Origin of the sequence: Rhodoferax mekongensis (genome assembly GCF_032191775.1) — a bacterium.
Taxonomy (GTDB): Bacteria; Pseudomonadota; Gammaproteobacteria; order Burkholderiales; family Burkholderiaceae_C; genus Allorhodoferax; species Allorhodoferax mekongensis.
In genome coordinates, this window is record NZ_CP132507.1 from 2,815,829 (window position 1) to 2,841,975 (window position 26,147).

Sequence of the window (26,147 nt, forward strand, 5' to 3'; positions counted from 1 at the left end):
GGGCTGACCTTCAGTCCTATGATTTGGAAACACTCATTTGGAGAAGCACCATGCATGCCTGGCTATGTGAAGACCCCATCGGCGTAGATGCCCTGAACTGGAAAGAACTGCCCACCCCCACGCCAAAAGCGGGCGAGGTACTCATAGAGATCAAGGCAGCGAGCCTGAACTTCCCGGACATTCTCATCGTCCAAAACAAGTACCAGATCAAACCCCCTTTGCCCTTTGTGCCCGGAGCCGAGTACGCGGGGACGGTAACAGCACTTGGCGAAGGCGTGAAGCACCTGCAGATCGGCCAAGCGGTGGCGTGCCTCAGTGGCACCGGGGGCTTCGGCACCCACACCCTCGCCCCGGCGGCACTGTGCATGCCTCTCCCGCCAGGATTCCCGATGGTGGATGCTGCGGCCTTCATCATGATTTATGCCACGTCCTACCACGCGCTGGTAGACCGGGCCCAGCTGCGCGCCGGCGAAACCGTCTTGGTGCTGGGCGCAGCAGGCGGCGTGGGGACATCCGCGATCCAGATCGCCAAGGCCATGGGTGCCCGCGTGATCGCGGCGGCATCCAGCGCCGAAAAGTGCGCGCTGTGCACCTCATTGGGTGCAGATGCCACCATCAACTACAGCACAGAAAATCTGCGGGACAGACTGAAAGAACTCACCGGAGGAAAAGGGCCGGACGTTATTTACGACCCTGTGGGGGGTGACATCACCGAACAGGCTTTCCGCTCCATTGCGTGGCGCGGACGCTATCTGGTGGTGGGCTTTGCATCAGGGCCGATTCCTGCATTGCCTTTCAACCTTGCCCTGCTCAAGGGCGCGTCCATCGTGGGCGTGTTTTGGGGCGAGTTCGCCAAACGCGAGCCACAGGCCAATACGGCCATGATGAAAGAGTTGGCGCAGTGGTATGGACAAGGAAAAATCAAACCTGCCATCGACCGCACCATGCCCATGTCCGAGTTGAAGGCCGCCTACGCCCACATGGGTTCGCGCCAAGTGATGGGAAAGCTGGTGCTGGTAAACGATACCAACTAGCGAATGAACAAAATACAGACGAAAAAATGCCCGCTTGCGCGGGCATTTTTTATGTTTTGGGGTGGCTGATGGGGTTCGACTAACCGAACCACAACCCCAATATCCATGCGGGTTTCCAGAGGTTTATACACGGCTATGTGTATCAGCTAGTGTACAAAGTCTGGTTTCGATTGGCAAGGTCAGAGAACAGACTAAATGGCGTCATGAAATGAACATGTAGAAACTTCTTGTCACCCAGGTAGAGTTCGAATTCAGCAAATTCGAGGTCCGTCACATGATGTGGAACTCTGAGCCAACTCAATGATCTCCCATGCAGCAAGCCCAGTTTGTCAGACCGATGGACCAAGGGCCTTCTTCATTGACTCTGTACTACTCGTGAACATTGGATCTTCTTGAACCCACTCACGGGCTTATCCGTTCCCATCGACAGCGATACCTTGGTCTTAAGCGCTTGGTAATCCTTAGTTGCCTTAAATTTGAGAAGCTCAGAATTGAAGCTGTCCAAAAATCCTTTGGCTTCTGCATTCGTGAGACCCACCACTAAATGGAGACCAAGTACTTCAGCAGGTTTCTCGCTAATCAAAAATTGATGGCTACCAGTGATGTGCTCGCAAGCAATTGAACTGCCAGCAAGACTGTTTACAGTGACGAAATCTACCCGCCCAAGCTCCAACAACTTAAAGCATGTGGACAGACTAGAGACTTCATTGACCTTTACTAAGCCATCTGAAATCAGCGTTTGAACTGATGAAGGAAGCGCTGACCCTACGTAGTTGCAAGTTGAATATCCCGCTAGATCACCTAATCCCTCAAACTTAAGCAGGGAGTTGTTCCGAACAAAAATGTGGCTAGCAATACCGAACAATGGCTCAGAAAAGGCCACTTCAGTTTCACGACCTGAGGTTCGGATATATGGAAAAGTGGCGATGAAATCACCCTTCAGCGTCAACCTATAGCCTCGAGCCCACGGCAAAGTTGCAAACTTCGGCTCGTATCCCATCCGGAGTACAACATTTCTCACAACTTCTGTTGCGATGCCTCCAGTGGGTACTCTCCAATCTACGTAAGGTGGGTAGCCGTCCCCCGTAGAAATTTCGACCACTTTAGCAGTCTGCGCATGTAGGGTCTGAGGAACAAAAGTAGATCCCAAAAAAACGCAAGCGGCAAGGACCAATGCCTGCAAGTGCGACATTTCTTTGAATCCAAATCCAGTTGGGCAATGCATCATTCGCCTGTAGAGATTAGATAACTTATCGATTTACAACCAAAATAGTTGTATCAATCCTTTTGGCCTGGCTCTCCCCCTAAGCTTTCTGGCTTCTTTCCACTAATTGATCTAAGCAACTCATCAAAGTCCTTAACAGGAAGCGTTCCTTCATGAGCCCTTTGTTGAAAAAGCCATTCTTTCATAGTACCCGAAAGCTCAACAAGTGCATCCCGGAGCTTAAACAAATTCTGTATATCTTGATGATCTGACATGATCACCTCCCTTAACTTCGTTGAGGACTCAAATTAAAAATCATTTAGATTAGAAAAATATTCATTTATTCAGAGACCTCATTTTGCAGAGGAAACGCAACAAGTCATATTCACTTGTTTCCCTAAAAGTCGAAAGAGGCTAAGAATCAACCACACCATCTAAGCTCCAACCTTCGGGCAATTGTTCAATAAACTTTCCACGATATCGACGTCTAAATATTGTTAAGGCATCGAGACTTACTAATGCTGGTAGATAGTCACTACCCATCATGCTGAATGCAGCTAAAGCACTAACGGGGTTCATTGTTCTTAGCTCATCACCATTGGATCGAACGTAGGCCACATCGCCAAGAACAGCACCCACAGAGTTGCGTATTTTTTCTAGCGCAGACTTCGTATCTTCAGTTTTCAAGCTACTGTATCCATCAATGAATATATGCAGAAGCGAAGAGTTACAAAAGATCAATGTAGAGTCAAACTGCCCAAACTCATGAAAATCTCCGGAAACACGCAAACTTGCGGTCAAGCCCCGCGGGAAGTTCATAGTCAGAATAGACTTCTTTTGGACCAACATAGCTTTCTCAAATAAAGGGATAAAACAGCAAGATATACAAATGACTAATCAACAAACAAGAATGGTTGTCATATGAAATTCACTAAAACAGAAATCATTTCAGAACGGGTAAACGTCATCGCAAAAGTCACCCTCCTTCAAATTGAGCGGTGCCTCCTAGCAATCTCCAATAAAGTCGCAGACAATCAAGATGAGCCTGAGCTCAATCTCAAAAAGTCACTTACAGACATAGCTGAGGTTGTTTACTCCGTTCAGTCTGCTTTAGATACCGCAGCATTCTGGATGCTCGACTACAAAAGCGACGACAGAGTTAAAAAACTCACTCAAAGTGCTCTAAAACTAAATCCCATCGCGAAATCACTGAAGCTTCCAGAAGACGACCACAATGGGTATCTCGCACACTTCATTAAGCAAAACAAAAAAGATGGTCTCATAAGGCATCGCGATTGACACTCACGCAATTTTTGCGAGCATGAGAATGAATCCCTCACGCACACCCTGCCTGGCAAATCCGCAAGACTCGTACATCTGCGCAGCTGGGTTTTGCGGGTGAACAGTTAGCGAGACTTGTGTGTATCCAACATCCCTTGCGGCCTGCAATGTGGCAAGCATCATCGGGCGACCATGTCCCCGACGTTGATATTCAGCATCTAGAGCAATGCCTAGCTGAGGAGTCTGGTCATCAACGTATGCGAGTCCATCACCCCCCTTAATCAGGCGCACCCAGCAAGCGCCGGCATCGACACCATTGATAACAGCAACCACGCCAACATCAGTGGACTTACCCCAGCTTTCTGCGTAGATCCGAACCTCGGCACTATCCAATACTGAAACTGGACGAAGCTTTGCTGGAGGTGGATCCCAGAGAGCGACATGAAGCCAATGCCAAAGTGTTGCTTGGTCTGAGGCTAGAAGTGGTCGAAATTGAAGCATCTTTGTTCCCAATCCTTAGAAAAGGGTCTCCATCCTTTGAGCCCTAAAAGGAAAGGTCTCAAATATAGTGACTCAACGCTAATTTGGAGCTATTTGGGACGCTTATTTAGCAAATCCAAAGGTATCGACTTGTGAGAGACAAGGACTATAAGAAGCTAAAGCGACGTGGTGGATTCCATAAAAGCAAGTATATAAATTCAATCTCTAAACGACCTGTTGGGATCAATCAAACAGGAAAAACATGAGCAAAACAGCCCCTCATTTAGAAGATAATTTATTAAAGCTAAGGTACCTGAAAAGGTACCTAACCTGGCACCTAGGATACGTAATGGCGAGTCTAAACTTCAATAGGCCTTTAGAACCTTCATCCGAGGGAGAGAGCCTTTTGCAAATAGCAAATGTAGTTACAGCATTTAAGACTCATGGGATACGAACGCACTGGTTTCTATTAACCCAGAAAACCAAGGAAACAATGTCAATCGCTGACTATGAAGCACAGTATTTTCTTGAGGACTGCTTTGAATTCATTTGCACCTTACAAGCACAGAGAGGTGTGTCTGGTTATGGCGACACCTTTTACTCAGACAAGGGCTATGAGAGTGATAGCGTTATTTTGACTCTGTGCGATTTGGTAAATTCCTGCCTGAAACCGGCTATTCTTCTATCATTTGAAAAACAAAGAACTAGTTTCGCACTAGAGATGCAGATGGTCAGTAGTATTACTGCAGCGCAAGAAATCATTGACCTCAGTTTTATCAGAAACGAATCGCACCCAAGTCATGTAGAAGCATGAGCCTGCCTCACCCATGACCAGAGAATATATCATTTAGGCACTGCTTTATCTAATATTTGCTTTGCGAGAGCCAGAGGTCTGAAGCCAATGTGAACTAAAGGAAATTAAATCTAAAATGCTTGGTTTTTCTTACTCCTAACAAGCTCAAGAAATTTTCTTAATACTGGAGATTGATTGCTTGGGGAATAAACCACGGCTATCCCCATAGAAAGCTTATCTTGAGCCTTCACCAGCTCTTTAAAAACAACTCCCTCACGTACTAGTTTTTCTAAGGACTTTGAAATTAGCGCAAAGCCCCTCCCCTCGGCTATCAATCCCAATAGGACATGATGATCTTGGGGTTCAGGTACAACAGAAGGTTTGAAATGAATTCGACTAAAAAATGCTTGGCAGTAATCATAGAAGCCGGGGTTTAGACGTCGTTCAAACCAAAACATCGGCTCCTTACATAGGTCATCGAACCCGACTACAGATTTCTGCGCAAGGGGGTGAACGGCTGGCAGCGCAACAATCAGTGGCTCCTCAAAGACGGTTTCCGAAACCAGCCCTTTGATTTCCGTGTGCAAACCGATAAATGCAGCGTCCATACGGCCAGCCTTTATCTCTTGTACCAAACTGATTGAGCGTTTTCCATTCGTTGTAATTCGCCAGCTCTGGAAAGCAACTTGCAACTCGTCGAGCACGTCAGGTATTGCACTGCGATCAAACACAGTGGTGTAACCCACCAGAAATCGTCTATTCACCTCAGTGCGTGCGGCTTGGGCAACGGATATCGCCTTCTGAGCTTGCTCCAAGGTCTTTCTAACCTCAGGCACAAACGCTTGACCGGCCTTTGTCAGCACAACACTTTGCTTGGTTCTCACGAACAAGTCTGCTCCCAGCTGCTCTTCCAATTTTTTGATCTGTCTACTCAGAGGGGGCTGGGAGATATGGAGACGTATCGCAGCGCGACTGAAATTCAGTTCTTCGCTTACCGCTAGAAAATAGCGAAGCTGCCGTAAATCGATGGACTCTTTCATACCAAAAAGGTATCACACAAATGGTATTGGATGAGTTGTCCATTGCTTCATACATTGCAATCTTTACTGAACTTATAGGAAAACATGATGGAAAACGAACGCTTTAATCGTGGATGGGAAAAGCTCAAAGAGATTGACGGCAAAGCTGGAGAGAACGTCATTGAGAGCCTTAGAGATATCGCACCAGACTTTGCGAAACTTCTGATTGAGTTCCCTTTTGGCGACATCTACTCAAGGTCTGGGCTTGATCTGAAGAGTAGAGAGCTAGCAGTTGTGGCAGCACTAACCGCACTAGGTAATGCCAGGCCACAACTCATAGTACATATTCACGGAGCACTAAATGTAGGCTGCAGCAAACAGGAAATAATTGAGGTGATCATGCAGATGACTGTCTATGCCGGTTTTCCAGCGGCGCTAAATGGGATATTTGCTGCAAAAGAAGTATTTGGGCAAACCGAATAAGAGAGACTTGAGCTTGTCCAGCAGAAACTAAGGGACTCCCCATCCCTCGCCAAATGTCTCAATTTTTGGATTCAAAAATTCCGAGTAGCACTTGAGACCTCGCTGACCGAAACACTGGGTTCCAAAGCCTAGTGTTACTGACTACGGGATGACGTCGCCCTTTAGCTTGGCGAGGACAGCTCAAATTCTGAATAAATAGTTTCCTTCAGACGAAGTTGAATTCCTGCACTATCTAGTAGGCTCTATCTATTCCAATCTAGGCATTCAATTCAGCTCATGACTCGAACTAAGAGAGCGCTATTCATCGCTGGTCTTCTCGCCTTAGTTATGCAAAGCAGTGAAGCATTGGCTTGGGGAAGCGAAGGACACAAGATCGTGGCTATGCTGGCAGAGGCCCAACTCTCCTCAGCAGCGCGTAAAGAAGTTGATCGACTTTTGGCCCAGGAAACAGGCGCTACCCTGGCCAGCATCTCCACGTGGGCAGACGAGCACCGCAATCCTGCCACTGCCGCTTGGCACTATGTGAACTTCCCGCGTGGAGACTGCAACTACCAGCCAGAGCGAGACTGCCCATACGGCAAATGCGTGGTCGCTGCGATTGATCGACAACTTGAAGTCCTTCGCACATCCGGGGATGACGAGAAGCGACTGAATGCCTTGAAATATGTCGTGCACTTCATTGGAGACATTCATCAACCTCTTCATGCAGGATTTGGGGAAGACCGCGGAGGCAACAGCTACCAGCTCCAAGCATTCATGCGCGGTAGCAACTTGCATGCGGTTTGGGACACAGGACTCATCAAATCACTGCAGCAAGAGAACGAACAGATTGTCAAAAGTCTCCTAGTGCGCCCTTTATCACTGCAAAAGACTTCATTCAATGCAGCGGCAATTGCTATGGAGTCTTGCAAAATCGTCTCGCAGTCAGGCTTCTATCCAGATCGCTTGGTGACACCGGAATACGTTGATCGCTATGTGCCTGTAATGGCATATCAATTGGCAGCCGCGGGCAGCCGACTTGCACAAGTCTTGAATGAACTCAAGTAGCTTTGGACTTCATTAAAAGCGCTTTATGTAGTTCGTCAGGCTAGTGCACATAGGCCTGATAGCTTCAATCCGTATACTGAGACTTGCTGACCAATAGTCACAAGTAACCATTACAAGGAGCCCGTCGTGCCCATTCCAAAACCAACTCTTGCCGATATTCAGACTGCCGGCGCTGCTGTTCATCAAGCTGACGCATCCCTCAAGTCTGTAGTCCAGGCCTATGCAGATCAAGTGCGCCTTGCCATGAGCAGCAATCCATTTGATCTTCAAGCAGACTCTTTATTCGAAGAATGGAAAACAGTTGCGCGCCTCTCGCAGACCCTGGAACAGATTGAGACAGAACTGCGCAAGGTGCACCAGGCTGCACAACAACTAGGTGAAAGCGGATTAGGTAGTAGCAAGCCACGAGGTCGTCTAGCTCCACCCACAACATCACAGCCTACTTTGGCCATTGTGAACAGCTCGCCCGTGATCGAATCTATTGAGGCTACAGACGTCGTCGCCAAGAAGCCCAAGAAAGTAAAGGCAGCTCCGAAACCAGCTCAAGCTCGCAAAGTAGCTACCAAGTCTGCACTCAGTCCCAACACCCAAAAACTCTGGACTCACCTCAAACCATTGCTGAACGCAAAGAAGTTCACGGAGATCAAGCGATCGCAGGTTGGGGTTACCGCTGGGCTTCCTCTGGGCTCAGTCACAGCCTCATTCAATAAGTTGTTAGAAAATGCCTACTTGGAAGAAAACGCATCAGGTTCCCTGAAGCTGACCTCCAAAAAGTAACAACAAACCACGGAGTAGAACCTCATGAACAAAGGCGAATTGATCGAAGCATTGGCTGCAAAGTCTGAACTGTCCAAAGCGGCTGCTGGACGTACCCTGGATGCTTTGATTGAGATCATCACTGCCAAAGTGGCAAAGAAGGAAGACGTACAGCTGATTGGCTTTGGGACGTTCAAAGCTGCCAAGCGTGCTGCACGGACTGGCAAGAACCCACGTACTGGTGAAGCATTGAAGATCGCAGCGACCACAGTGCCCAAGTTCACACCGGGTGCTGCCTTCAAAGCTGCTGTGGCCAAAAAGAAAAAGTAAGCTCTTTCTTTCAAAGAAGGCGCTATCCAGTAAATGTTTGGCTTCTTCTTAGCAAAGCAGCTGGACACTCGCTTCTTAAGCAAAAGGAAGTTGCCCTGCCCTTTTATTCCGCTCGTTTAGATCGATGGAACTATCTATCCTCTAGCGGCCATGATGTCTACAAGTAGGCCATGTAATTTCTCTAGCATCCGAGTGTCCTGCGGAGTTGAGTATTGCTTAGAAAACTCGATCTGCGCTGCATACTGACTTTCAAAATTTATGGTCGTGTTTGGATCATAGCTACCTGTGATAGGCTAATCACAGATGTCATATCAGCATATTCCCACTCACTGATTAGGTGGTTGTCCTTCAACTCTGTCGCCATTGCCTTCATATCCATTGATGTCATGTTCGTAACGTCAAAACGTGAGCCTAACGACTTCATCAAGGCTTCCTTACTAAAGCTGACGTTAGACGAACCTTCAGAGGAAACAACAGGACCACTAGACGAATTCGATTCTGCCTTTGGACTTGAATGACTGCGTGTACCTACATAGGTGCTTTGTAAAATTCCGCCAACTTGCATTTCCTTCCTCCCTAGATCTGTGTCTTTCCTAGCAAAACCTTAACTAGGCGGCATTGCCATAACCTAGAGCGATGTGCGAATGTGTGCTCAACGGGGTTTCATTTTCAAGTTTGAAAATGCTGACCGCTTTTTGAAGCATCTGCGTCTGGTCCTGAAGACTTGATGCTGCAGCGGCAGCCTGTTCGACCAATGCAGCGTTCTTCTGTGTCATTTCATCCATTTCGCTGATAGCCCGATTGATCTCTTCAATGCCAACACTTTGCTCTTGGCTTGCGGCAGATATCTCTCCCATGATGTCCGCGACACGCTGTACCGAAGACACAATTGCTGTCATGGTCTGGCCTGCTTCGTCGACTAGCTTGCTTCCAGCGTCAACTTTATCTACAGAGTCACCAATCAAGTTCTTGATTTCTTTTGCCGCACTGGCACTGCGCTGAGCAAGGCTTCGGACTTCTGCAGCGACCACAGCAAACCCTCTACCCTGCTCCCCTGCTCTCGCAGCTTCAACAGCAGCATTGAGAGCAAGAATGTTGGTTTGAAAAGCGATGCCATCAATCACACCGATGATGTCAACAATTTTTCCCGAGCTACTTTTGATAGAGCCCATTGTTTGCACAACACTGGAAACGATAAGGCCGCCCTTTTCGGCAACCTCTGAAGCTGAATGGACGAGCTGATTGGCCTGACGCGCGTTGTCAGCGTTTTGCTTCACTGTCCCAGTCAATTGCTCCATCGCAGCGGCAGTTTCTTCTAGCGAACTTGCTTGGCTCTCAGTGCGAGCAGACAAGTCATGGTTGCCAGCTGCAATTTCCCTGGAAGCAATGCTGATGGACTCCGCGCCCATGCGAACTTCGCCTACGGTGACAGCCAAGCTGTCATTCATGTGCTGCAATGATTTCAGCAGCTCACTGATTTCATCCTTTCCATGGACGCTCACTTTGGAAGTGAGCTCACCCGAGGCAACCGTCTTAGCAACCAGTACTGCTCGTTTCAGAGGCTCAGTGATACTCTTTGACGTTAGCCAAGCACTGAGACTACCGATCAAGACGCCCAGCGCTCCACAGCTGAGCAAGATTAAATTGAGGCTGCGATCAGCTTCCAGAGAGTTATCTAGAACTTCTTGGGTAGCGTTTGATTGGACATCTACGAGTTTGTTGATAGCGACCTGTAGTTGTATTGACAGAGGGTCGACTTTGGTCACAATAATCTTCGCAGAGGCCTCACCGTTAAATGCAAGTGCCTGACCTAGGGCCTCCTTGAAGAGACCATCCATCGTCTTATCCAACCCTGCTATTTCTTCCAGAATCTTGTTCTCTACATCCGACAGACCGAGCGCAACCAGCTTTTCTCGCGCAGCAGTGTAAGTCTCTCGCTGGGATTTAACCTTTGCCTCTTCGGACTGCATCGCTTGCACTTCTGAAGCTAAACCGATATTCCTGATAGCAATACCGATCTCCAGCAAACTACCCTTCATGGTTCCTGCAAGGATACTTTTCTGCGTAGCACTCTCCAGCCCATTGATCATCCTGTCCTTGTTTTGGGCATTCAGATAGTTTCCCAACACCACCATGACTGACAATATGGCTAACACGACACCGAATCCAATCGCTAGCCGTGTGCCAATACGCAAATTTCCAAGCTTCATAGTCTTTGTCTACCCTTCGGTGATGTATTCGCACTCTCTCAGCAAAGATGCCAATGAGGAGGAGCCCACTCTCACAAGCCAGCAACAGGACGTCACGGGCAGGTCTAAATCGAGGCTCACGTATGGGGCATTCTCACACTTACGTCGTAAGTTCAGCTATGGAAATGCCTCGTCTTTAGGCAATCTAAAGGTTGGACCATGAAAGCTTAGTGCGGTCTAGATGCACTCGGATGAATTTATAGGTTCAATGCATCTCTTAGTTCAACGACATGCACACTGAAAATTTTCTTGGTAGGCCGACGGCAAATAACTCGCCTCTGACTCTGCGTCCACTCGCGTTTCCTGACACCGTTGAACTCACATTCAATTCGTACAACTTCCAATTCGCTAGTGCTCTGCGTGACTGCTCACAATCAAGGTTGGATATGGCAACCGCAGCACCGCGTTGGACAGCGTCCTCACAAATACGCACCAACTCGTAAAACTCAGGAGAGCCAAATGAGCTCACGGTGTAGGGAATTTCTTTTTTTCGCGCCCCGGACACCACCAAGTAAGGTGGATCACAGTAAACGACATCGCTGGGGCCAGCTTGCGCCACTGCGGCCTTGTAGTCACCGCTAGTTACTAGGCAGGACTGCAACTTGAGGGATGCTAAAGCAAAACTTTTAGTCGGAAAATTTGGCACCTTTCTTGGATATCCATATGGTGTATTCAACTTACCCAAACGATTCACCCGAAACAGTCCATTGAAGCCAAATCTGTTGAGGTAAGGCAACATCACAGCTCTCCCAAACATGCAAGGTTCGCTATTAAAACGCTCGCGAATATCAAGGCATGACGATTGACTCCTGTATTCCTCGCAAAAGTACAACTCTGCCTTTGAAATGAACTCGTTTGGCTTCTGCTGTAAGGCCAACCAAACAGCGCTTAGGACAGGATTAGCGTCGTTGATGAGGTAAGACATGTAATCGGCTGCCAAGCAGACGGAACCGGCACCCACAAAGGGCTCAATTAATCTACTTCCCTTAGGGAGTAATGGCAGCAGAGACGAAAGTAGGCGTTGCTTTCCGCCAGTCCATTTCAAGAATGGTCTACAACCAACGTTGCAGTGACTCGTCGGGTCATTTTGATTCGCATGAGTGTGGAGCATCCACAGTCAAGCAATCAGCTTTAGCCTCTACGCTCCAAATTAAGTCATATAAATTTAAGCGCTTAAAATCAAGTTCGGTCGAAAAAAAATTGAGATTGCGCTTCCTTATTCTTTGAATAAGTGTCACTTGCTTGCAAGATTTTCGACTAATTGATTAAAATCTAGTTTTCTTCGCTAAACGAAAGTAACTTCATGTCCAAGCTCATTGATCTGCAATCTCAAATTGAAAAACTTCAAAAGCAAGCGTCCGAAATCCGCAGCAAAGAATTCAACACAACGGTTAGTGAGATCCAGCAATTGATGTCCGCTTATGGCATCACGGTAAAAGATCTACAGGCCACTAAAGCTGTTAAAGGCAAGGCTGGACGTCCCGGTAAAGTTGCTGGCGCAAAACCTGCCAAAGTGAAGAAAGAGAAAACCGCAGTGGCAGCGAAGTACAAAGGGCCAAACGGCGAAACTTGGTCCGGTCGCGGACTGACTCCGAAGTGGCTAGCAACTCTTATTGCCGGCGGTCAACCAAAGGAATCATTCCTGATTACAGAAGCGCCACAAGCCTAAACGGTTCTATACAAAAAGCACTGGGGACTCCAACGGGTCCCCAGTGCTTTTTTATTTGGTCAGAAAACCAATCAATGCATTTATCAAATAGTGTGGCTCAGACCACGAGGACAGTGCCTTGCAGCCGCTTCATTGCTTCACGCGCCTTTGAGTAGTGGGAGACAGTAGTCACCGATCGACGCGCCTCTAATGCCGACAGAAGGCCATCGCAATCTGCCACCAAATTACGGACTTGGAAAAAGGGGTCAGGAGTGGTGCCGGTAGGGATGACTGTCATCGGAGTAGGCATAAGTCCGATGAGAGCCGTAACCTCGGCATGGGTCACGACCTCTTTCTTGGTGAGAATCCCAAGCAGACTCCACAAGAAACTTGGACTCATAGCAGTGAAGTCAAGAGTCAACTCTCCGCTCTCAAAACTCTCTGTTACCAAGTATTCCGGCTTATCGAAGAAGTCGAGGTATTCTGCGCTCTCAACACGGGCTTCAGCAATTTCTTCCAAATGACTATCAAGCAATTTATGCTCCTTTTCAACTAAACACTCAATCTACGAAGCTGACTTGCAACTAAATCTGAATGGTGTGAAACCAATGCAGAAATTACGCCGACGTAATAGCCGAGGTCATCTTTTGCGAAGCCCCCTTCCGCCAATCGCGCTAAATGGGCATCCCCAAATGAGAAATCAGCCCCCATGTAGATGGCGGGGTATCCGGCGAGTCTTTGCATAAGTCGATGACATTCTTCGGAAAGTGATGCAGCTCCTGGATCAGCTTTAAAAACGAACCAACTGCTCGCACCCGAATATGGAAACAACATCTCTGATCCGGCAGACGGCGGGCAAAGACTAGATGGAGAGCCGAAAATACTGTAGTCGCCAAATGAAAGCTGAACGCCAGAGCCCATTCGTCGCCTGAGTTCACGAAATAGAGCCCAGTCATCTCGGATAACCGGAAAAGAGTCAGATGTGTTGTTTCTGAAGAACGAAGGCAATGACGAAGCAATAAGGCCAACATTTCGCCAATTGAAGCTCTCTGAAAGCACACGCAGCCAGTGTTCGACACCACCTACCGAACTCATTGTTTGCCAGCCACCCACATACCCAAGGTCAACGACGAGATCTACATCCTCTGGTTCGGCAACAACGACATCTAGTGCCCTGCTTACCCAACTTCTCAGCTCTTCTGCAGTGGCTCCCCTATTTGTGAGAGTCAACCGAAATATCCATTTATTCAATCGATTGACTTTGCGTAGTGCCTGGGCCTGAACCTTCCAAATATCTGGTCCCGTAATTGCCAGCACAGGGTAAACCTGCCTACCTCCGCTCAAAAGGGACTCATACACGCCCATGAGGGAGGTTTCCCCAAGCGAAGCATCATCAGGGGGATTGGGAAGCTGAAGCCCAAATGCGCTCGAATCAGATGTGAACTGAGTCAAGCACTCAAGAATGTTCAGTGCGTGCCTCATTGGCGAGTACTGAAATTCAAGTGTTATGGGATCGACGCTGGGACTTGCTGCAACAAAAATTGGAGTAATTGCTTGGGGACTTGCTTCTATGGCGCTTGATATACCAACGCCTGAGGCTCTACCAAGCGGAAGAATTGGAAAATACTTGGCATTCTTCAATGGGGCGGCTCTCGTGTCTATGTCTAAAGAAGGGGGCAGAAATTAGCATGACAGGAAGCGGAGAAGCTAAAGAAATACCAAAGATGCAAAAAAGACACTAAGCAGTGAATAAAGAGGCATCTTTAGCAAACATTAATGCATTTATCCAATAATGGAGGAATGCACTTACTCTTGATTGAAGACGACCTTGACTTAGGCAAAGCCCTGCAGCAAGCGCTGCATGCAGAAGGCTTTACCAGCACATGGGTAAGGCGCGTCACTGATTGTCCTGAATGGACGCCAGACTCGCCATTCAAGTGCGTGCTCCTAGACCTCACTCTCCCAGATGGGGACGGCATTGACCTCATCCGAAAATGGAGACAACAAAAGCTTGTAACTCCAATCGTCGTCATCACTGCACGTTCAGCCTTGGAGACTCGACTGGAAGCCCTCAATCAAGGGGCAGATGACTTTGTAATCAAGCCGTTTGCCACTGCCGAGTTGGTAGCTCGAATTCAAGCAGTGTGTCGGCGTTCTTCCCAGCAAGCTGGGAGCATCTGGACATTCGGAGATCTGGAAATTGAGCCAAGAGTTCACAAGGCATACATCGCTGGCGTGCCACTTGATCTATCTCCTAGGGAATTCAGAATTCTTCTGGAACTGGCCCGAGAACCCGGTTCCGTTGTGTCAAAGTCATCTCTGGCCAATAGGCTTGAGCCGCTCGGAACACCACTAGACTTCACCGCTATTGAGGTCCATGTTTCAAATCTCCGCAAAAAAATTGGCTCTGCAAGAGTGAAGACGGTGCGAGGCGTGGGTTACATGATCGCAATATGAGCAAGTACGCGAACACATCTCTAGCTTGGAGAATTCGAACCTACCTGACGATCTCCCTGGCATTCTCAATCCTCGCGGCGACGATACTCATCTTTCTTGAAGCTACCGTAAGCGCCCACGCGAAATCTGATTTAAACGAAATTTGTATAGCCTCTGTCGCCCTCCTACAAGCGAACGATGGAGCATCTGTTAACACTCATTCGTTATCCGTTCTTCAGCAGATGGTCAATAAGAAGGCTAAGCTCGACCTAATTCCGCTTGAATACAAAATTGAGTACATAGCGAACACCGAGGTCGATGCGAATTCAGCACAGTCCTCCCATCTACAAAGATCACAGCACGCAAAGCTATTTGAACAACATACATCCTGCGCACCAATTGCGTATGTGACCCGTAGTGGGATACCTTGGAAAGTTGAAGTAACCCGAAAGCCTTTGAAGACATTAAGCCTACTAGCGGGGCTACTGGGTAACCTAAGCACATACCTTATTTGGTCCGTACCCTTATTGCTACTACCAATGTGGCTGGCTACCAGAAATGGACTAAAACCACTTCAAGAGATTTCAGCAAATCTAAAATCCCGTAATAGCGCAGATCTCTCACCTACGGGTATAAAAACCGACTTCATTGAAGTTAAGCCGCTAATTTCTGCCATTGATGGTTTGCTTGAGTCAATGCGTCAAAAAGTGGGACGCGAAACTGCTTTTGTTCAAGAAGCTGCCCATGAGCTCAGAACGCCCATGGCTGTCATATCTGCCCAAGCGCATGTACTCAAACGCGCAAATGACGAGGCAACGAGACTAGAGGCAGCAAGTAGTCTTGACCAAGCAATCAAAAGAGCAAATCACTTGGTTGAGCAGTTGCTAGTTTTAGCCAGGCTAGATGCCAACGAAGAGTCTCAATGGAGTGAGGTAAACCTCGCTGCGCTTATTGGAGACACACTGGCGATGCTTGCTCCAAAAGCCATCACAAAGAATATAGAGCTCAGCCTCGAAGTTCCTGATGAACTGACACATAAAACAAATGAACACGCAATAGTATCGATCATTCAGAATTTAGTATCTAATGCGATTCAATATATACCAAACAACGCGCAAATAAATGTTATCGCACGCAGGGTACCAAGTGGAATTGAAATCACGGTACAAGACTCCGGGAATGGAATTGAAAAGAGTGATCTGCCATACATCTTTGAGCGCTTCTACAGAGGCAAAATGCACGATACGCCAGGCTCGGGATTGGGGTTATCAATTGTAGAGACTGCTGTTAAAAAGTTAAATGGAAGCATTGAGGTTTCCAGTTCAAACACAGGTGCATGCTTCACAGTAAGCCTTCCATGAATAGATGGGAATTCAGTTTTTAGCATCCATGCCTAAATACATTGTCCTAATTTAGGTAATCCCAAGCATTGACCATCATCAAGGTCATACATCACCAATAGAATTTGAAGCATTAGCGATTCACCTCAGATGCAGATGAATGCTATCTGTACATCAAAATAATGCTGGGATTCGGACAGTATGTCATTGCTCAAAAGCTTAGTCATCACACAAAAATCTGCCAAATTAAAATCTATTGTAAATAGACAGCGAGTAGCTTTACGGTCTAATTCAAGAAAGGAAGTAAATGACTATTTTTTGGCGATGCACCCTGGTGTGGTCTTTGAAATTGATGGAACTGGAATATACAAGAAAATCTATGCAAAAGATGAGACGAGGCTATACAGGCCAAGTTCATCTCTAATCGGCAAATCAATTTCCGACGTCTTGCCAATTAACCTGCAAGATCTTTGCTTTCACGCAATGAATGTTGCACACACATCAGGAGTCGCGACTGATCTGATCTATCAGCTAGATATTTCAGGTACTAAACGCTGGTTTGAAATGTGCGTCATCAATAAATCTGAAAAGAGAACTAGAAAAGCTGATGCCGCGTACATTTTTTACGTTAGAGACGTAAGCAAGACTGTTGAGATCGAAAGCGACTTACAGACTGGCGTTTCTGTTGACTTACTTACAGGTCTCGGAAACAGAAAGACACTACAACTAGAACTCCAAAGACTTCTGGAAAGTACAACTTACCGAGACTCTTACATCGCGCTAGTTCTCATAGACATCGATAGATTCAGTCTTTTAAATGACTCCTATGGACCACAAATAGGAGATCAGCACCTTCGAGAAATATCGTCAAGACTTAGATCGATAGCAGTCTATTCGCCACTAATAGTTCGTACAGGAAATGATGAATTTGCAGTTGTACTTACCCATCTGGATGGAAATGTTACTAAAGCGGAATCATCATTAAGACGTATATGTGATGATCTAGTCAAAGGGCTGAATTTTTCCTTTGAGTTCAACGATGGAAAATTTCTAAACTCCATCAGCATAGGCGCAGCTCTAGTTCAAGAACATGGCTTGAATCCCTCAGCGCTTTTAATGAGGTCGGAACTTGCCCTATACCAAGCAAGGCGAGAGGGAGGTAACAGATATCAGCTTTACTCTGATGAGCTTTCCATCAAGCAAAAGGAGCAGGCTCAATTAGAGAATGATCTGAGGACTGCGATAAGTGAAGACCAACTAGAGGTCTATCTCCAGCCCATTTGCAGAGGAAGCAAAGTCGTTTCTGGATACGAGGTATTAGTACGGTGGAATCACCCAGGTAAAGGATTGCTGTCACCTGCACTCTTCATCCCTGTTGCAGAACAAAGTGACTTAATCATTGAACTCGGAAATTGGGTACTTAGGAATGCTTTACCTTATCTAGCCCATTGGCAACTACGTGAAGAGACACAGCACCTAACTCTTTCGATAAATATTAGCTCTAGACAAGTGCAAAGTGAATCCTTTATATCGGAAATCATGAGCCATATCCAACAGTCAAGTGCACCTGCGCATCGACTACAACTTGAACTCACAGAGTCAATGCTTCAATTCAATGTTGAAGACACTATCTCGAAAATGAAAACTTTGTCCCGAAACGGAATTAGTTTCTCTCTTGATGACTTTGGAACCGGCTATTCATCCCTATCCTACTTGAAGAAACTTCCGCTACATCAATTAAAAATTGATAGAAGTTTTGTTTGCGATATTTCAAATAACTTGAATAGCAATGCAATTGCAAAAATGATTATTCAGCTTTCAAGAACACTCAATCTTGATGTTGTAGCAGAAGGTGTTGAAGATGAAGATCAATACAACCAACTGCAAGGACTGGGTTGCAATGCTTTTCAAGGCTACCTGTTTGGACGGCCAGAACCTGCGATTATTACGACAGGGATGTGGCTCTAGTTATGATGTCTTTTGTTAGACCAACTACTCAAATAAGAGTAAATCAGAGAGAACAGGAGTTGGTCAACGCAAAATTAGGCGCTGATGTAGCTGCGTTAGATAATATTTTAACGGATGACTATAACTATTTCGAATTAGATAAAATGCAGCTCCTCAAAGAGGATGAACTATTAATTGCGGAATCTAAAGTCGTAGTCTTTGAAAACATAAAAATTATTGACTTCAGGCTGTGGCCACTCCTTGGATCCACATACCGAACAAGTCTTCTTTTAGAATTTTATGGAGTGTTTGCAGGAAAACGCTTTGCAAAGCTACGTGATCTAAATCACTCCTGGATTGAGGTAAATGGAATACTCAAACTGAAGTTCGCCTATAGTACAGGCATCGGTATTGATATCGAGCAACCATAATATAGATAACTATGGGAAGCAAATGAACGTTCTAGTTCAGCTTTGAGGCCTGACCCCAGATTTGGAGGTAGTAAAGTCAATAGCAAAAGGCCAAATCGAGGGCACTATCAATTTGCGCTGTGCTCATTGCGATCTGTAAGCAAATATTGAAAGCTCCAACCTCAGAGATCCAAGAAAATACTTCTAGTTCTTGGAATCATGAATTTTTTAACGATAAATCACAAATCGGTCTACATTAAACGCCAATCCAACTATTTGGCTCTATGTAACAATTGAGATTTGGCAGCTGGGAATAGATATAAACCAGTCCGTGAGGCTTAGACTTAAGTCACGACCATCGGCACGCCACCATCATCCCACTGAAATGTCTATCCCATACGTTCAGTGATGCCAAGTCCGAACCTCTCAGAACACCGAAAATGGCCCCACTCTAAGACAGAGTTGAATTGCACTCAATCATGATGCTCGTAAGTCTGAACTCAGCTGTACGCATGCGCACCGTCTGACTTTCCAGCGCGAAGTGACATCGACGGGCCACCCGCGTAAAATCACCGAAATTTCCCTGTTAGAGCACCCCTCAGAGGCCACTCCAAGCTCTGATACTTTGCACAATTTATTTTATGCCGGTGATGGGCACATGCATCTTCAAGACACATAACAGCAATGAACTCTCAACAAGAAAAGCCGCTGTTAACAAAAGATAAGATTCTTCAAGCAGCAATTGACCTCGCAGACGTCTCAGGCCTGGAAGCGCTCTCGATGCGCAAACTTGCAAGTGGCTTGGGGGTGGAAGCGATGTCACTCTACAACCATGTCAAAAATAAAGATGCCCTTATTGACGGCATGATCGACCTAGTTGTGTCTGAAATGCACTTACCGAACCCGAGCGTTTTCTGGCGAGATGAGGTTCGCAAGTCTGCGATATCCGCGCATCTCGTCTTGATGAAGCACCGTTGGGCTCCGATTCCGCTTGTTTCGCGCGTAAACATTGGACCATTCAAGTTGAAGTATTTTGATGCTATGCATGGCTGCTTCTTGAATGGAGGTTTTCCCCATGTGTTGGCAGACAGGGCAAGGAACGTCATCGATGGCCATTTATTTGGGTTCACTCTTCAAAAACTTCTCTTCCCTTTGGAAGAGGGCACCTATGCTGAAGCGGCCAAGTACTTCTTGCCGATGATTCCTCAAGCCACTCACCCGTTTATGCGAGCGCTTACTGAAGAAGTCATTTCCGGTCGCTACGACGGGATGCATCATTTTGAATTTGGACTTGATTTAATTCTCAATAGCTTGAGTGAGCTACTTGAGTCTAAAGATATATCCCAACAAACCCAAGGCTAGTCGTTCTCATTTTTCGCTTAGAACTACCACGCCCCTAAGCTTAATTACCTGCAACAAAGCAGGAACTAGATCAACACCTTCAAGAAATTGGAATCTATCGGGTTCGATTTTTCTGCACAGTGGTATTGATAGGAATACGCGTTCCGGGTCTTCATCACTCAGCGGCAGCCATTCCTTGATTTTGAGCGGGGGTCCAGCTTGCTTCTTATGCTCAAAGTAAGAAGTCAAAAGCATAGACCGTGTGACTATTTCAAGCTTGATCTGCTTATCTATCTTCTTTTGAATCTCATCAATCTGAGCCCCAGTTGGCAATTGAAGTACCGCGGTCTTCAGCCTTCCCCCAACTTGAGTCAGTCCGACGTCAATCAGATTGCCCGGCACCAATTCTGCTGAACTAATTTTCGTAAGCATCAAAATATTTAGTTAATTCGGCTGCGTTTGTCACGATATCTAAAGCAGATCCATTCGGTAGTCTAAACATTTAAGGTCCATCTACCGTCAATTTACCTAAAGAAAAGCCAAATATTAACTGCAAGTTCGCCGTGCACGACATTGGAGCACAAGCAATTGAACATCTCAGTTAAAACGAAGCTCTCCATATCGGATGAACCTTAAGATTTGCCAAAGTTCATTGTCTAGCGATACAAATTTTCACTCCTCCATATGATTTATTAGTCAGAATGATTGTTCTAGGGACATTTTCAATGACGATATTGTTTGAGTTTTTATTTGATCAATTCAAATGATTGACTAGCACCCTGGTAAACGTCGCTTTAATTAGATTGTCATCAAAGAGGTAAAAATGAAAGTTTCAATTACGAAGATCTTGCTCGCAGCAGTCACCGCAGCTTGCACTCTCATGCCGATTAGCGCTTCTGCACAAGCTAGGGCGACAAAAGAAGAAGCCGTAGCAATGGTTAAGAAGGCTGTAGCCTTCTATAAGGCTAACGGCAAGGAAAAATCGTTCGCTGAATTCAGCAACCAATCCGGACAATTTCGTGACCGTGAACTCTTCCTTATCGTGATGGATCAGAAAGGCGAAGTTCTTGCACACGGAGCTCTGAAAAAGATGATTGGCGCAAACATCATGGACTTGCGCGATATCAATGGCGTGAACATCATCCGAAGCTTCTTCAAGGCAGTTGAAAAGGGTACGTCTGGCTGGAGCGACGAATACATCTTCACGAATCCAGCCACACAAAAAATGGAACCTAAGTTGACATACGTTGAGAAGGTCGATGACATCGTCATCGCCTGTGGATATCACTTCACAAAATAAGGAAAAAGGCGTCTTATAGACGCTAGCCGTTGCTGAATAGTGTTGCTAAGGTAACCCTGATTCCCCTGGGATGCCCTCCAGTCTTAGATTGGAAGGCATTTCTCTTGGAGGAAAAATCTTCTCCAGCAAAGACCAGGTACGAATGGCTACGGCACCGCCCCACTGCCGCAGCTATTCAGGTCAATCATTGCAAAAGTCCGACCTGACGTAACTTCGGGGTTCCACCCAAGCTTGAGTCTCGGCTCCTGAGACGCCCGCAAGGCCATAAGGGAATTACTGCGCTGGTGGCCCAATCTTTGTAACAGACGCCAAATGTCGTTGAGGGCACCCCTTCCCCTTAGCAACGATCAAGCGCATAAAATATCGCTTCTTATTCCCCCAAAAGGGGAAGTACTCGTCTAAATCTATGCAGCACCGCCAGACAGAGTCGGCAGGACTGAGAGTCCCACTTGACAAAGGCATAAATTATTTTCTATAGTTCCCCTCAGATGGGAACTAAAGCAAATTTTTCATTCAAGTTGTTACTTCCAGAAGTAACGCGAGGCCAACCGTTGGGTACGCGCTGGATGAGTAAACATGGGCTGACAAGCAAACATGCCGCGCGCCTCGCAAAGGAGGGCTGGCTGGAACACCTGGGCCGCGGCGCCTATTCCCTGCCAGGCGACGCCCTAGAGCGAGATGCGAGTCTGGCGTGGTTAATTCCTACCGTACCTGGCTTGCACGTTGCCGGTAAAACGGCGCTCAGTTGGCGCGGAGTGCGGCACAACCTCCCCCATAGAGAAACGTTGATGCTTTGGGGCGATAAGCCAGCCAAGCTACCTGCTTGGTTCACTTCGCGCTTCCCGGTTCACTACCAAGCTACGCATCTCTTCGATGCGAGGATGCCACAAGAACTAGGTATCGCGCCTATGCCAGCCGGGCGATCAGACCTTCCTGTGTCGACGCCCGAGCGCGCGATTCTGGAACTTTTGAGCGATGTCGGAAAGGGACAGACACTGGAAGAAGCAAAGCACCTTATTGAAGGTGCCCGTTCGCTTCGACTATCAGTGGTGGAAGAACTTTTTTCGTATTTGACCCGCATTAAGGTCGTGCGCCTGGCGCATGTCCTAGCTGATGAGCTCAACCTACCTTGGAAATCCATCGCACAGCAACACAGCGAGCGCCTGGGTGGTGGCAAGCGCTGGGTGAGCGTGGGAAAGACCGGAGAGCGCCTAGACCTGAAGCGAAGCCTATGAACCAAGCCTACGTTTCAACTGTCCGGCTCCTGCTGGAAATCGCACCTGCAATCTTCGAGACGCCGTTCTTCGCGATGAAAGGCGGAACAGCGCTCAACCTGTTCGTTCAGGACCTCCCTCGTCTGTCTGTGGACATCGATGTGGTCTTCGTACCTCACGATATGCAGCGCGATGACGCGCTCAAGACAATCAAGGATGAGTTGGCGGCGGCAAAGACACGCATAGAGCGCATTGGACTTGCAGCTGAGATTCGTCAGAACAAAGTCGGCGACGAAGCCAAAATGTTCGTAACAGACTACACCTCGGAGGTGAAGGTAGAAGTGAACTTCGTCTTCCGAGGTACCGTGCACGCCCCGGTTCGCTCCTCGTTAACAGCAGCAGCGCAAACTCTGTTTACAGCGAACATTGAGGTTCCGATACTGGCAGTTCCAGAGCTTTATGGCAGCAAGCTTGTAGCTGCCATGGATCGACAACATCCCCGCGACCTGTTCGATGTTCAGCACATGTTCGACAGATTTGGACTGCCGCCTGAGTTCGTCGACTGCTTCGTGGTGTACCTGGCTGGACACAACCGCCCAGTGCATGAAGTTCTGTTCGCAAAACCACAACCACTTGCTGAGGTGTTCAAGAATGAATTCATTGGCATGCCTACCAATACAGTTACCTTGGAACAACTGGAGGCTACAAGAGTACAGCTGTTTGAATTGCTGCCGAAGGCGCTAACTCCAGCTCACCGAACTTTTCTGCTGTCGCTGGTCCAAGCCGACCCTGACTGGAGTCAGATGCCGTACGAGCATTTGCTGAACTTGCCGGCAATTCGCTGGAAGTTGATGAACCTAGCCAAACTAAAGAAAAGTAATCCGCAGCGGTTCGAACAGCAGCACGACGACCTCGCCGCTCGTTTGGCAGCGGTCGTTTAGGCCGCGGGCCCATCCTAGCTTGGCCCTAAGCCACACCAGTATTGAGTTTCCTGGCTTTCTTGGGCGACCAGCGTAGTAAGTCCCGACCATAAAAGAAAACCCCTCAAGCCTGCGCTAGAGGGGTCGTCAATCAAAAAACCGTTTCGTAGCTAAACAAGCTCTATTTGAGAACGGCTAGGTCTTACAGATGCGTTCTTCAATTTTCCCTGTCTCAAAAAATGAGTCGACTCGATCGCTGCCTCAAGAAGATTGAACGCAATTAGATTGTAAGTAACTATTGAATTCGCTAAGCGGCACTGGCATTGAGTAAAAGCTTCCCTGGCAAACATAAATGCTCTTGGTTAAAAGCCAGTTTACCTGTTCAAAGTTTTCAACTCCCAGAGCAACTACTTCAAAGCTCATTAGTCCGCAGAGGGATGCCAACAATTCAGTTACAGCAACTTCTTTGGTAATCAGACTGGTAAATGATGGTGATATCTTTAAGCTACTCAGAGGCAAGCTTTTTATTTTTATAAGATTAGTAAACTCTTGACCAAAATCATCAATGGACACCCTAAACCCAGCAGATCTGAATTCATTGACTCTGGATACAAGGCTATTGTTGTGACCCACAAGCATCGACTCTTTGAGGTCGATTTCAATGCGTGTGATATCTGCACCATAGGATTGAGCAATTTTCTGAAATTGATATACAACGTCTTCAGCAAGGAGTTGCTTACGCGAAACGTTAACTGAGATATCAATGAGGTACCCTTTACCATGCCATTCCGATTGAACTTTGCATACTTCATTCATTACGAAGTCGCCTATTTCGCACATCAGTCCAATGTTTTCGCATGCCTCAATGAATTCAGAGGGCATTAAGATGCCACCATTTTTATGATTCCATCGCAATAGTGCTTCAGCGCCAACCACCTGGTTAGTCCGCATATCAACGCGGGGCTGGTAATAGACCTCGAATGCGCTTGTATTCAGCGCATCTCGCAGCTCGGCCTCTAGCCTTAAGCGAGTCTGAACTTTCTCGGACATCTGACTTTCATAAATCGTCAGTGCATTACGTCCTCGGTCCTTGGAGCTGTACATCGCTAGATCTGCATTGCGCAACAGGGTCTCCATATCCAGACCATGGTGAGGATAAATTGCAACACCGACGCTCGTTGTCACTTGAATCTCTGTTCCATGTATCGTGATTGGCTTTGATACTGTCTCCGCAAGACGCTGCTTGACGATCTCAATCTCGTTCCGAATGTTTTTTGACAACATCAGGATAAGGAACTCATCACCGCCAAGTCTAGCGACCATATCTGAACTGCGAATAATGCTCCGCAACCTATGCGCGACATCAACAAGGAGTTCGTCGCCTGCGGAATGACCTAAGGTGTCGTTGACATCCTTGAAGTGGTCTAGGTCAAGAAAAATCAGTGCGGCTTCCTTGTTTGTTCCGGCAATCTCACTAATTGCGGTCTGAAAACGTTGCATTACGTGGTTTCGATTGGGTAACCCCGTAAGCGCGTCATGCCGAGCCAAGTGATTCGAATGAGCCTGAGCGTGTTTCAGAGCAGTCACGTTTGATTCGGTGCAAAGGAAGGCTATGCCTCCTGACACTGCATCTCTGCACTTGCGAACAGAAACTTCATGCCACTGTACGCCAGTACTCGTTTTAACTGAATATATCGAGGTGACATCGTCCTCTGAATTAAGTCTTTCAAAGAGCTCGGAAGCATCAGTCTGTTTAACAAAGCGTTGAGCTAGCTTCATGTCCAATTGGGGCACAGACTCTCTAGCAGCCGGGTTCCGATAAAGAGCACTACCCGACCTATCAAACAAAGTGATCATCACGGGTGTATGTAACAGTGCCTCAACCGACCGAATGGACTCGGGCGCTAAGCTTTCACTGGTTGGATGCCCTTCACAAAGCATGGCCATTCTTCCGTCTTCGAGACGAAATCCGCTGAGATACATGCTCATCGTAAGTGGCTCACCCTTTGGATAGATAGTCCACTGCTCACGAAACTTAGCATTACTTTGCAAGAAGTCACTTTGATATTGCCGAAGTCTCTTCTCTACCGAGGTCGACATATCCAAAGCCATATCACGCTCGCACAATTCGCTCAAAGAGTCAGACTTCCAGATTTCCAGAGCCTTTCTATTTGCCCAGCAAATCTTCGCATGATCAGTGTCAAAGACCCATAAGGGACTATCAATCAATTCAAATCTACTAAGCGTTTCACGATACCCACCTTCCGCAATTGGGGCATTTTTTTCTTCCATAATCTACCTAATTTCTCATTTACCCCGACGCAACTGGCAAGCCCAGCTCTATTTATAAATGACCTTGATTCTGCAGAATAAAGACAATCGAATGAAATTGATACAAATCACATCTAATCAACGAGCGATTCCGAAAAAGTCGGAATGAGTCTAGAAATTGAATGAATTTTCAATGCATTTGCCATTGAAAATCGCCTGCCATCAATAATCTGTAAACTCGATAGACTATTAGGAAGTCTCTTGAAGATATCCGTTAGGTCACAATCAAACCCAAGATATCCCGGACTTAAGATGAATACATGGACTTGAAATCCATACTCAACGGCATTTGATAGAACATCTTCTATAGATAAGCGCTTGCTCGGATATGTAGGTCTAAGTGCGCATACTATTCCTTGATATTTATCATTGAACGATACTCTTTGAAGAGTATCCATATAGTTTTCGTAGGAAAGAGCAATTTCTTGCGGAGAAGCGCTTATGACTTCGATCATCTGCCCGTTTAACTGATCTACAACGGTTCCACGGAATTGCCCTGAAGGACATCCTGTCAAGCTTTTAATTATTGTGGACTTTCCCGACGCAGGTCCACCGATGATTGCAATAAACGTCTGCATTTCTTT

The 26,147-nt window shown here is 46.9% G+C and carries 28 protein-coding genes; 16 read left to right on the forward strand and 12 right to left on the reverse strand.

Annotated features, from left to right (window positions below; translation table 11 throughout):
* Positions 1-50 precede the first annotated feature (50 nt).
* The gene (locus RAN89_RS13460) at positions 51-1,034 is read left to right on the forward strand and encodes an NADPH:quinone oxidoreductase family protein (protein WP_313866784.1); all 984 of its coding nucleotides are present in this window, start codon (positions 51-53) and stop codon (positions 1,032-1,034) included.
* 355 nt (positions 1,035-1,389) lie between these two features.
* Here the strand turns inward: RAN89_RS13460 and RAN89_RS13465 are convergent, their stop codons facing one another.
* The 3 genes from RAN89_RS13465 to RAN89_RS13475 all read right to left on the reverse strand — a co-directional run bounded on the left by RAN89_RS13465 (position 1,390) and on the right by RAN89_RS13475 (position 3,087).
* Entirely contained in the window at positions 1,390-2,226 is an 837-nt protein-coding gene (locus tag RAN89_RS13465; protein ID WP_313866785.1) for a substrate-binding periplasmic protein, read from the reverse strand.
* Between the two features lie 86 nt (positions 2,227-2,312).
* On the reverse strand, positions 2,313-2,513 hold the full coding sequence (locus RAN89_RS13470; protein WP_313866786.1) for a hypothetical protein: 201 nt from the start codon (positions 2,511-2,513) through the stop codon (positions 2,313-2,315).
* 139 nt (positions 2,514-2,652) lie between these two features.
* Positions 2,653-3,087, reverse strand: coding sequence for a hypothetical protein (locus RAN89_RS13475; protein WP_313866787.1), 435 nt, complete (start codon positions 3,085-3,087; stop codon positions 2,653-2,655).
* Between the two features lie 72 nt (positions 3,088-3,159).
* Between RAN89_RS13475 and RAN89_RS13480 the strand changes: the two genes are divergently transcribed.
* Positions 3,160-3,537: a hypothetical protein gene (locus RAN89_RS13480; RefSeq protein ID WP_313866788.1), complete on the forward strand. Its 378-nt coding sequence runs from the start codon at positions 3,160-3,162 to the stop codon at positions 3,535-3,537.
* Positions 3,538-3,540: 3 nt separating this feature from the next.
* Here the strand turns inward: RAN89_RS13480 and RAN89_RS13485 are convergent, their stop codons facing one another.
* Complete coding sequence (locus tag RAN89_RS13485; protein ID WP_313866789.1) at positions 3,541-4,020, reverse strand: GNAT family N-acetyltransferase; 480 nt, start codon at positions 4,018-4,020, stop codon at positions 3,541-3,543.
* A gap of 241 nt (positions 4,021-4,261) precedes the next feature.
* Between RAN89_RS13485 and RAN89_RS13490 the strand changes: the two genes are divergently transcribed.
* On the forward strand, positions 4,262-4,813 hold the full coding sequence (locus RAN89_RS13490; protein WP_313866790.1) for a hypothetical protein: 552 nt from the start codon (positions 4,262-4,264) through the stop codon (positions 4,811-4,813).
* A gap of 110 nt (positions 4,814-4,923) precedes the next feature.
* On the opposite strand, the gene RAN89_RS13495 is transcribed toward RAN89_RS13490, so the two are convergent.
* Positions 4,924-5,832, reverse strand: coding sequence for a LysR family transcriptional regulator (locus RAN89_RS13495; protein WP_313866791.1), 909 nt, complete (start codon positions 5,830-5,832; stop codon positions 4,924-4,926).
* Between the two features lie 87 nt (positions 5,833-5,919).
* On the opposite strand from RAN89_RS13495, the gene RAN89_RS13500 reads away from it, so the two are divergent.
* From RAN89_RS13500 to RAN89_RS13515, 4 genes are all read left to right on the forward strand, one after another.
* Complete coding sequence (locus RAN89_RS13500) at positions 5,920-6,294, forward strand: carboxymuconolactone decarboxylase family protein (protein ID WP_313869400.1); 375 nt, start codon at positions 5,920-5,922, stop codon at positions 6,292-6,294.
* Between the two features lie 276 nt (positions 6,295-6,570).
* On the forward strand, positions 6,571-7,341 hold the full coding sequence (locus RAN89_RS13505; RefSeq protein ID WP_313866792.1) for a S1/P1 nuclease: 771 nt from the start codon (positions 6,571-6,573) through the stop codon (positions 7,339-7,341).
* Between the two features lie 126 nt (positions 7,342-7,467).
* A complete protein-coding gene (locus RAN89_RS13510; RefSeq protein ID WP_313866793.1) occupies positions 7,468-8,118 on the forward strand; it encodes a hypothetical protein in 651 nt (216 codons plus the stop codon).
* Positions 8,119-8,142: 24 nt separating this feature from the next.
* On the forward strand, positions 8,143-8,427 hold the full coding sequence (locus RAN89_RS13515) for an HU family DNA-binding protein (RefSeq protein WP_313866794.1): 285 nt from the start codon (positions 8,143-8,145) through the stop codon (positions 8,425-8,427).
* Positions 8,428-9,035: 608 nt separating this feature from the next.
* Here the strand turns inward: RAN89_RS13515 and RAN89_RS13520 are convergent.
* Together RAN89_RS13520 and RAN89_RS13525 are read right to left on the reverse strand one after the other, a co-directional pair.
* Positions 9,036-10,637: a methyl-accepting chemotaxis protein gene (locus tag RAN89_RS13520; protein WP_313866795.1), complete on the reverse strand. Its 1,602-nt coding sequence runs from the start codon at positions 10,635-10,637 to the stop codon at positions 9,036-9,038.
* Positions 10,638-10,893: 256 nt separating this feature from the next.
* On the reverse strand, positions 10,894-11,787 hold the full coding sequence (locus RAN89_RS13525; RefSeq protein WP_313866796.1) for a DNA adenine methylase: 894 nt from the start codon (positions 11,785-11,787) through the stop codon (positions 10,894-10,896).
* 192 nt (positions 11,788-11,979) lie between these two features.
* Here RAN89_RS13525 and RAN89_RS13530 point away from each other — a divergent pair, with 192 nt between their 5' ends.
* Complete coding sequence (locus tag RAN89_RS13530; RefSeq protein WP_313866797.1) at positions 11,980-12,345, forward strand: H-NS histone family protein; 366 nt, start codon at positions 11,980-11,982, stop codon at positions 12,343-12,345.
* Between the two features lie 97 nt (positions 12,346-12,442).
* Here RAN89_RS13530 and RAN89_RS13535 read toward each other — a convergent pair whose 3' ends face one another.
* Both RAN89_RS13535 and RAN89_RS13540 read right to left on the reverse strand, forming a co-directional pair.
* A complete protein-coding gene (locus tag RAN89_RS13535) occupies positions 12,443-12,859 on the reverse strand; it encodes a hypothetical protein (RefSeq protein ID WP_313866798.1) in 417 nt (138 codons plus the stop codon).
* A 17-nt stretch (positions 12,860-12,876) separates the two neighbouring features.
* On the reverse strand, positions 12,877-13,965 hold the full coding sequence (locus RAN89_RS13540; protein WP_313866799.1) for a beta family protein: 1,089 nt from the start codon (positions 13,963-13,965) through the stop codon (positions 12,877-12,879).
* 159 nt (positions 13,966-14,124) lie between these two features.
* On the opposite strand from RAN89_RS13540, the gene RAN89_RS13545 reads away from it, so the two are divergent.
* From RAN89_RS13545 to RAN89_RS13565, 5 genes are all read left to right on the forward strand, one after another.
* Entirely contained in the window at positions 14,125-14,781 is a 657-nt protein-coding gene (locus RAN89_RS13545; RefSeq protein ID WP_313866800.1) for a response regulator, read from the forward strand.
* A gap of 518 nt (positions 14,782-15,299) precedes the next feature.
* Complete coding sequence (locus tag RAN89_RS13550) at positions 15,300-16,121, forward strand: sensor histidine kinase (protein ID WP_313866801.1); 822 nt, start codon at positions 15,300-15,302, stop codon at positions 16,119-16,121.
* A 180-nt stretch (positions 16,122-16,301) separates the two neighbouring features.
* A complete protein-coding gene (locus tag RAN89_RS13555) occupies positions 16,302-18,068 on the forward strand; it encodes a putative bifunctional diguanylate cyclase/phosphodiesterase (protein ID WP_313866802.1) in 1,767 nt (588 codons plus the stop codon).
* Positions 18,069-18,070: 2 nt separating this feature from the next.
* Positions 18,071-18,478, forward strand: a complete 408-nt coding sequence (locus RAN89_RS13560) for a hypothetical protein (RefSeq protein ID WP_313866803.1) — start codon at positions 18,071-18,073, stop codon at positions 18,476-18,478.
* A 663-nt stretch (positions 18,479-19,141) separates the two neighbouring features.
* Positions 19,142-19,819, forward strand: a complete 678-nt coding sequence (locus RAN89_RS13565) for a TetR/AcrR family transcriptional regulator C-terminal domain-containing protein (RefSeq protein ID WP_313866804.1) — start codon at positions 19,142-19,144, stop codon at positions 19,817-19,819.
* 6 nt (positions 19,820-19,825) lie between these two features.
* Here the strand turns inward: RAN89_RS13565 and RAN89_RS13570 are convergent, their stop codons facing one another.
* Positions 19,826-20,230 (reverse strand): hypothetical protein, encoded by a 405-nt coding sequence (locus RAN89_RS13570; protein WP_313866805.1) that lies wholly within the window; start codon positions 20,228-20,230, stop codon positions 19,826-19,828.
* Positions 20,231-20,621: 391 nt separating this feature from the next.
* Between RAN89_RS13570 and RAN89_RS13575 the strand changes: the two genes are divergently transcribed.
* The 3 genes from RAN89_RS13575 to RAN89_RS13585 all read left to right on the forward strand — a co-directional run bounded on the left by RAN89_RS13575 (position 20,622) and on the right by RAN89_RS13585 (position 23,253).
* Positions 20,622-21,098 (forward strand): cache domain-containing protein, encoded by a 477-nt coding sequence (locus tag RAN89_RS13575; protein WP_313866806.1) that lies wholly within the window; start codon positions 20,622-20,624, stop codon positions 21,096-21,098.
* Positions 21,099-21,586: 488 nt separating this feature from the next.
* A complete protein-coding gene (locus tag RAN89_RS13580; RefSeq protein WP_313866807.1) occupies positions 21,587-22,333 on the forward strand; it encodes a type IV toxin-antitoxin system AbiEi family antitoxin domain-containing protein in 747 nt (248 codons plus the stop codon).
* Positions 22,330-23,253, forward strand: a complete 924-nt coding sequence (locus RAN89_RS13585; RefSeq protein ID WP_313866808.1) for a nucleotidyl transferase AbiEii/AbiGii toxin family protein — start codon at positions 22,330-22,332, stop codon at positions 23,251-23,253. The genes RAN89_RS13580 and RAN89_RS13585 overlap by 4 nt, the downstream gene beginning before the upstream one ends.
* 240 nt (positions 23,254-23,493) lie before the next feature.
* Here the strand turns inward: RAN89_RS13585 and RAN89_RS13590 are convergent, their stop codons facing one another.
* On the reverse strand, positions 23,494-25,524 hold the full coding sequence (locus tag RAN89_RS13590; RefSeq protein WP_313866809.1) for a putative bifunctional diguanylate cyclase/phosphodiesterase: 2,031 nt from the start codon (positions 25,522-25,524) through the stop codon (positions 23,494-23,496).
* A gap of 113 nt (positions 25,525-25,637) precedes the next feature.
* Positions 25,638-26,141 carry a hypothetical protein gene (locus tag RAN89_RS13595; RefSeq protein WP_313866810.1) on the reverse strand — a complete coding sequence of 168 codons (504 nt, stop codon included), beginning with the start codon at positions 26,139-26,141 and terminating at the stop codon, positions 25,638-25,640.
* Positions 26,142-26,147: the final 6 nt, after the last annotated feature.

What these genes read in the sequence shown, in the direction of transcription:
- RAN89_RS13460 (WP_313866784.1), top strand. Translation starts at nt 51, where the DNA reads ATGCATGCCTGGCTATGTGAAGACCCCATCGGCGTAGATGCCCTGAAC.
- RAN89_RS13555 (WP_313866802.1), top strand. Translation starts at nt 16,302, where the DNA reads ATGTCATTGCTCAAAAGCTTAGTCATCACACAAAAATCTGCCAAATTA.
- RAN89_RS13595 (WP_313866810.1), bottom strand. Translation starts at nt 26,141, where the DNA reads ATGCAGACGTTTATTGCAATCATCGGTGGACCTGCGTCGGGAAAGTCC.
- RAN89_RS13490 (WP_313866790.1), top strand. Translation starts at nt 4,262, where the DNA reads ATGAGCAAAACAGCCCCTCATTTAGAAGATAATTTATTAAAGCTAAGG.
- RAN89_RS13560 (WP_313866803.1), top strand. Translation starts at nt 18,071, where the DNA reads ATGATGTCTTTTGTTAGACCAACTACTCAAATAAGAGTAAATCAGAGA.
- RAN89_RS13525 (WP_313866796.1), bottom strand. Translation starts at nt 11,787, where the DNA reads ATGCTCCACACTCATGCGAATCAAAATGACCCGACGAGTCACTGCAAC.
- RAN89_RS13565 (WP_313866804.1), top strand. Translation starts at nt 19,142, where the DNA reads ATGAACTCTCAACAAGAAAAGCCGCTGTTAACAAAAGATAAGATTCTT.
- RAN89_RS13590 (WP_313866809.1), bottom strand. Translation starts at nt 25,524, where the DNA reads ATGGAAGAAAAAAATGCCCCAATTGCGGAAGGTGGGTATCGTGAAACG.
- RAN89_RS13480 (WP_313866788.1), top strand. Translation starts at nt 3,160, where the DNA reads ATGAAATTCACTAAAACAGAAATCATTTCAGAACGGGTAAACGTCATC.
- RAN89_RS13530 (WP_313866797.1), top strand. Translation starts at nt 11,980, where the DNA reads ATGTCCAAGCTCATTGATCTGCAATCTCAAATTGAAAAACTTCAAAAG.
- RAN89_RS13505 (WP_313866792.1), top strand. Translation starts at nt 6,571, where the DNA reads ATGACTCGAACTAAGAGAGCGCTATTCATCGCTGGTCTTCTCGCCTTA.
- RAN89_RS13485 (WP_313866789.1), bottom strand. Translation starts at nt 4,020, where the DNA reads ATGCTTCAATTTCGACCACTTCTAGCCTCAGACCAAGCAACACTTTGG.
- RAN89_RS13475 (WP_313866787.1), bottom strand. Translation starts at nt 3,087, where the DNA reads ATGTTGGTCCAAAAGAAGTCTATTCTGACTATGAACTTCCCGCGGGGC.
- RAN89_RS13550 (WP_313866801.1), top strand. Translation starts at nt 15,300, where the DNA reads ATGTGGCTGGCTACCAGAAATGGACTAAAACCACTTCAAGAGATTTCA.
- RAN89_RS13575 (WP_313866806.1), top strand. Translation starts at nt 20,622, where the DNA reads ATGAAAGTTTCAATTACGAAGATCTTGCTCGCAGCAGTCACCGCAGCT.
- RAN89_RS13495 (WP_313866791.1), bottom strand. Translation starts at nt 5,832, where the DNA reads ATGAAAGAGTCCATCGATTTACGGCAGCTTCGCTATTTTCTAGCGGTA.
- RAN89_RS13465 (WP_313866785.1), bottom strand. Translation starts at nt 2,226, where the DNA reads ATGTCGCACTTGCAGGCATTGGTCCTTGCCGCTTGCGTTTTTTTGGGA.
- RAN89_RS13500 (WP_313869400.1), top strand. Translation starts at nt 5,920, where the DNA reads ATGGAAAACGAACGCTTTAATCGTGGATGGGAAAAGCTCAAAGAGATT.
- RAN89_RS13520 (WP_313866795.1), bottom strand. Translation starts at nt 10,637, where the DNA reads ATGAAGCTTGGAAATTTGCGTATTGGCACACGGCTAGCGATTGGATTC.
- RAN89_RS13545 (WP_313866800.1), top strand. Translation starts at nt 14,125, where the DNA reads ATGCACTTACTCTTGATTGAAGACGACCTTGACTTAGGCAAAGCCCTG.
- RAN89_RS13580 (WP_313866807.1), top strand. Translation starts at nt 21,587, where the DNA reads ATGGGAACTAAAGCAAATTTTTCATTCAAGTTGTTACTTCCAGAAGTA.
- RAN89_RS13570 (WP_313866805.1), bottom strand. Translation starts at nt 20,230, where the DNA reads ATGCTTACGAAAATTAGTTCAGCAGAATTGGTGCCGGGCAATCTGATT.
- RAN89_RS13470 (WP_313866786.1), bottom strand. Translation starts at nt 2,513, where the DNA reads ATGTCAGATCATCAAGATATACAGAATTTGTTTAAGCTCCGGGATGCA.
- RAN89_RS13585 (WP_313866808.1), top strand. Translation starts at nt 22,330, where the DNA reads ATGAACCAAGCCTACGTTTCAACTGTCCGGCTCCTGCTGGAAATCGCA.
- RAN89_RS13515 (WP_313866794.1), top strand. Translation starts at nt 8,143, where the DNA reads ATGAACAAAGGCGAATTGATCGAAGCATTGGCTGCAAAGTCTGAACTG.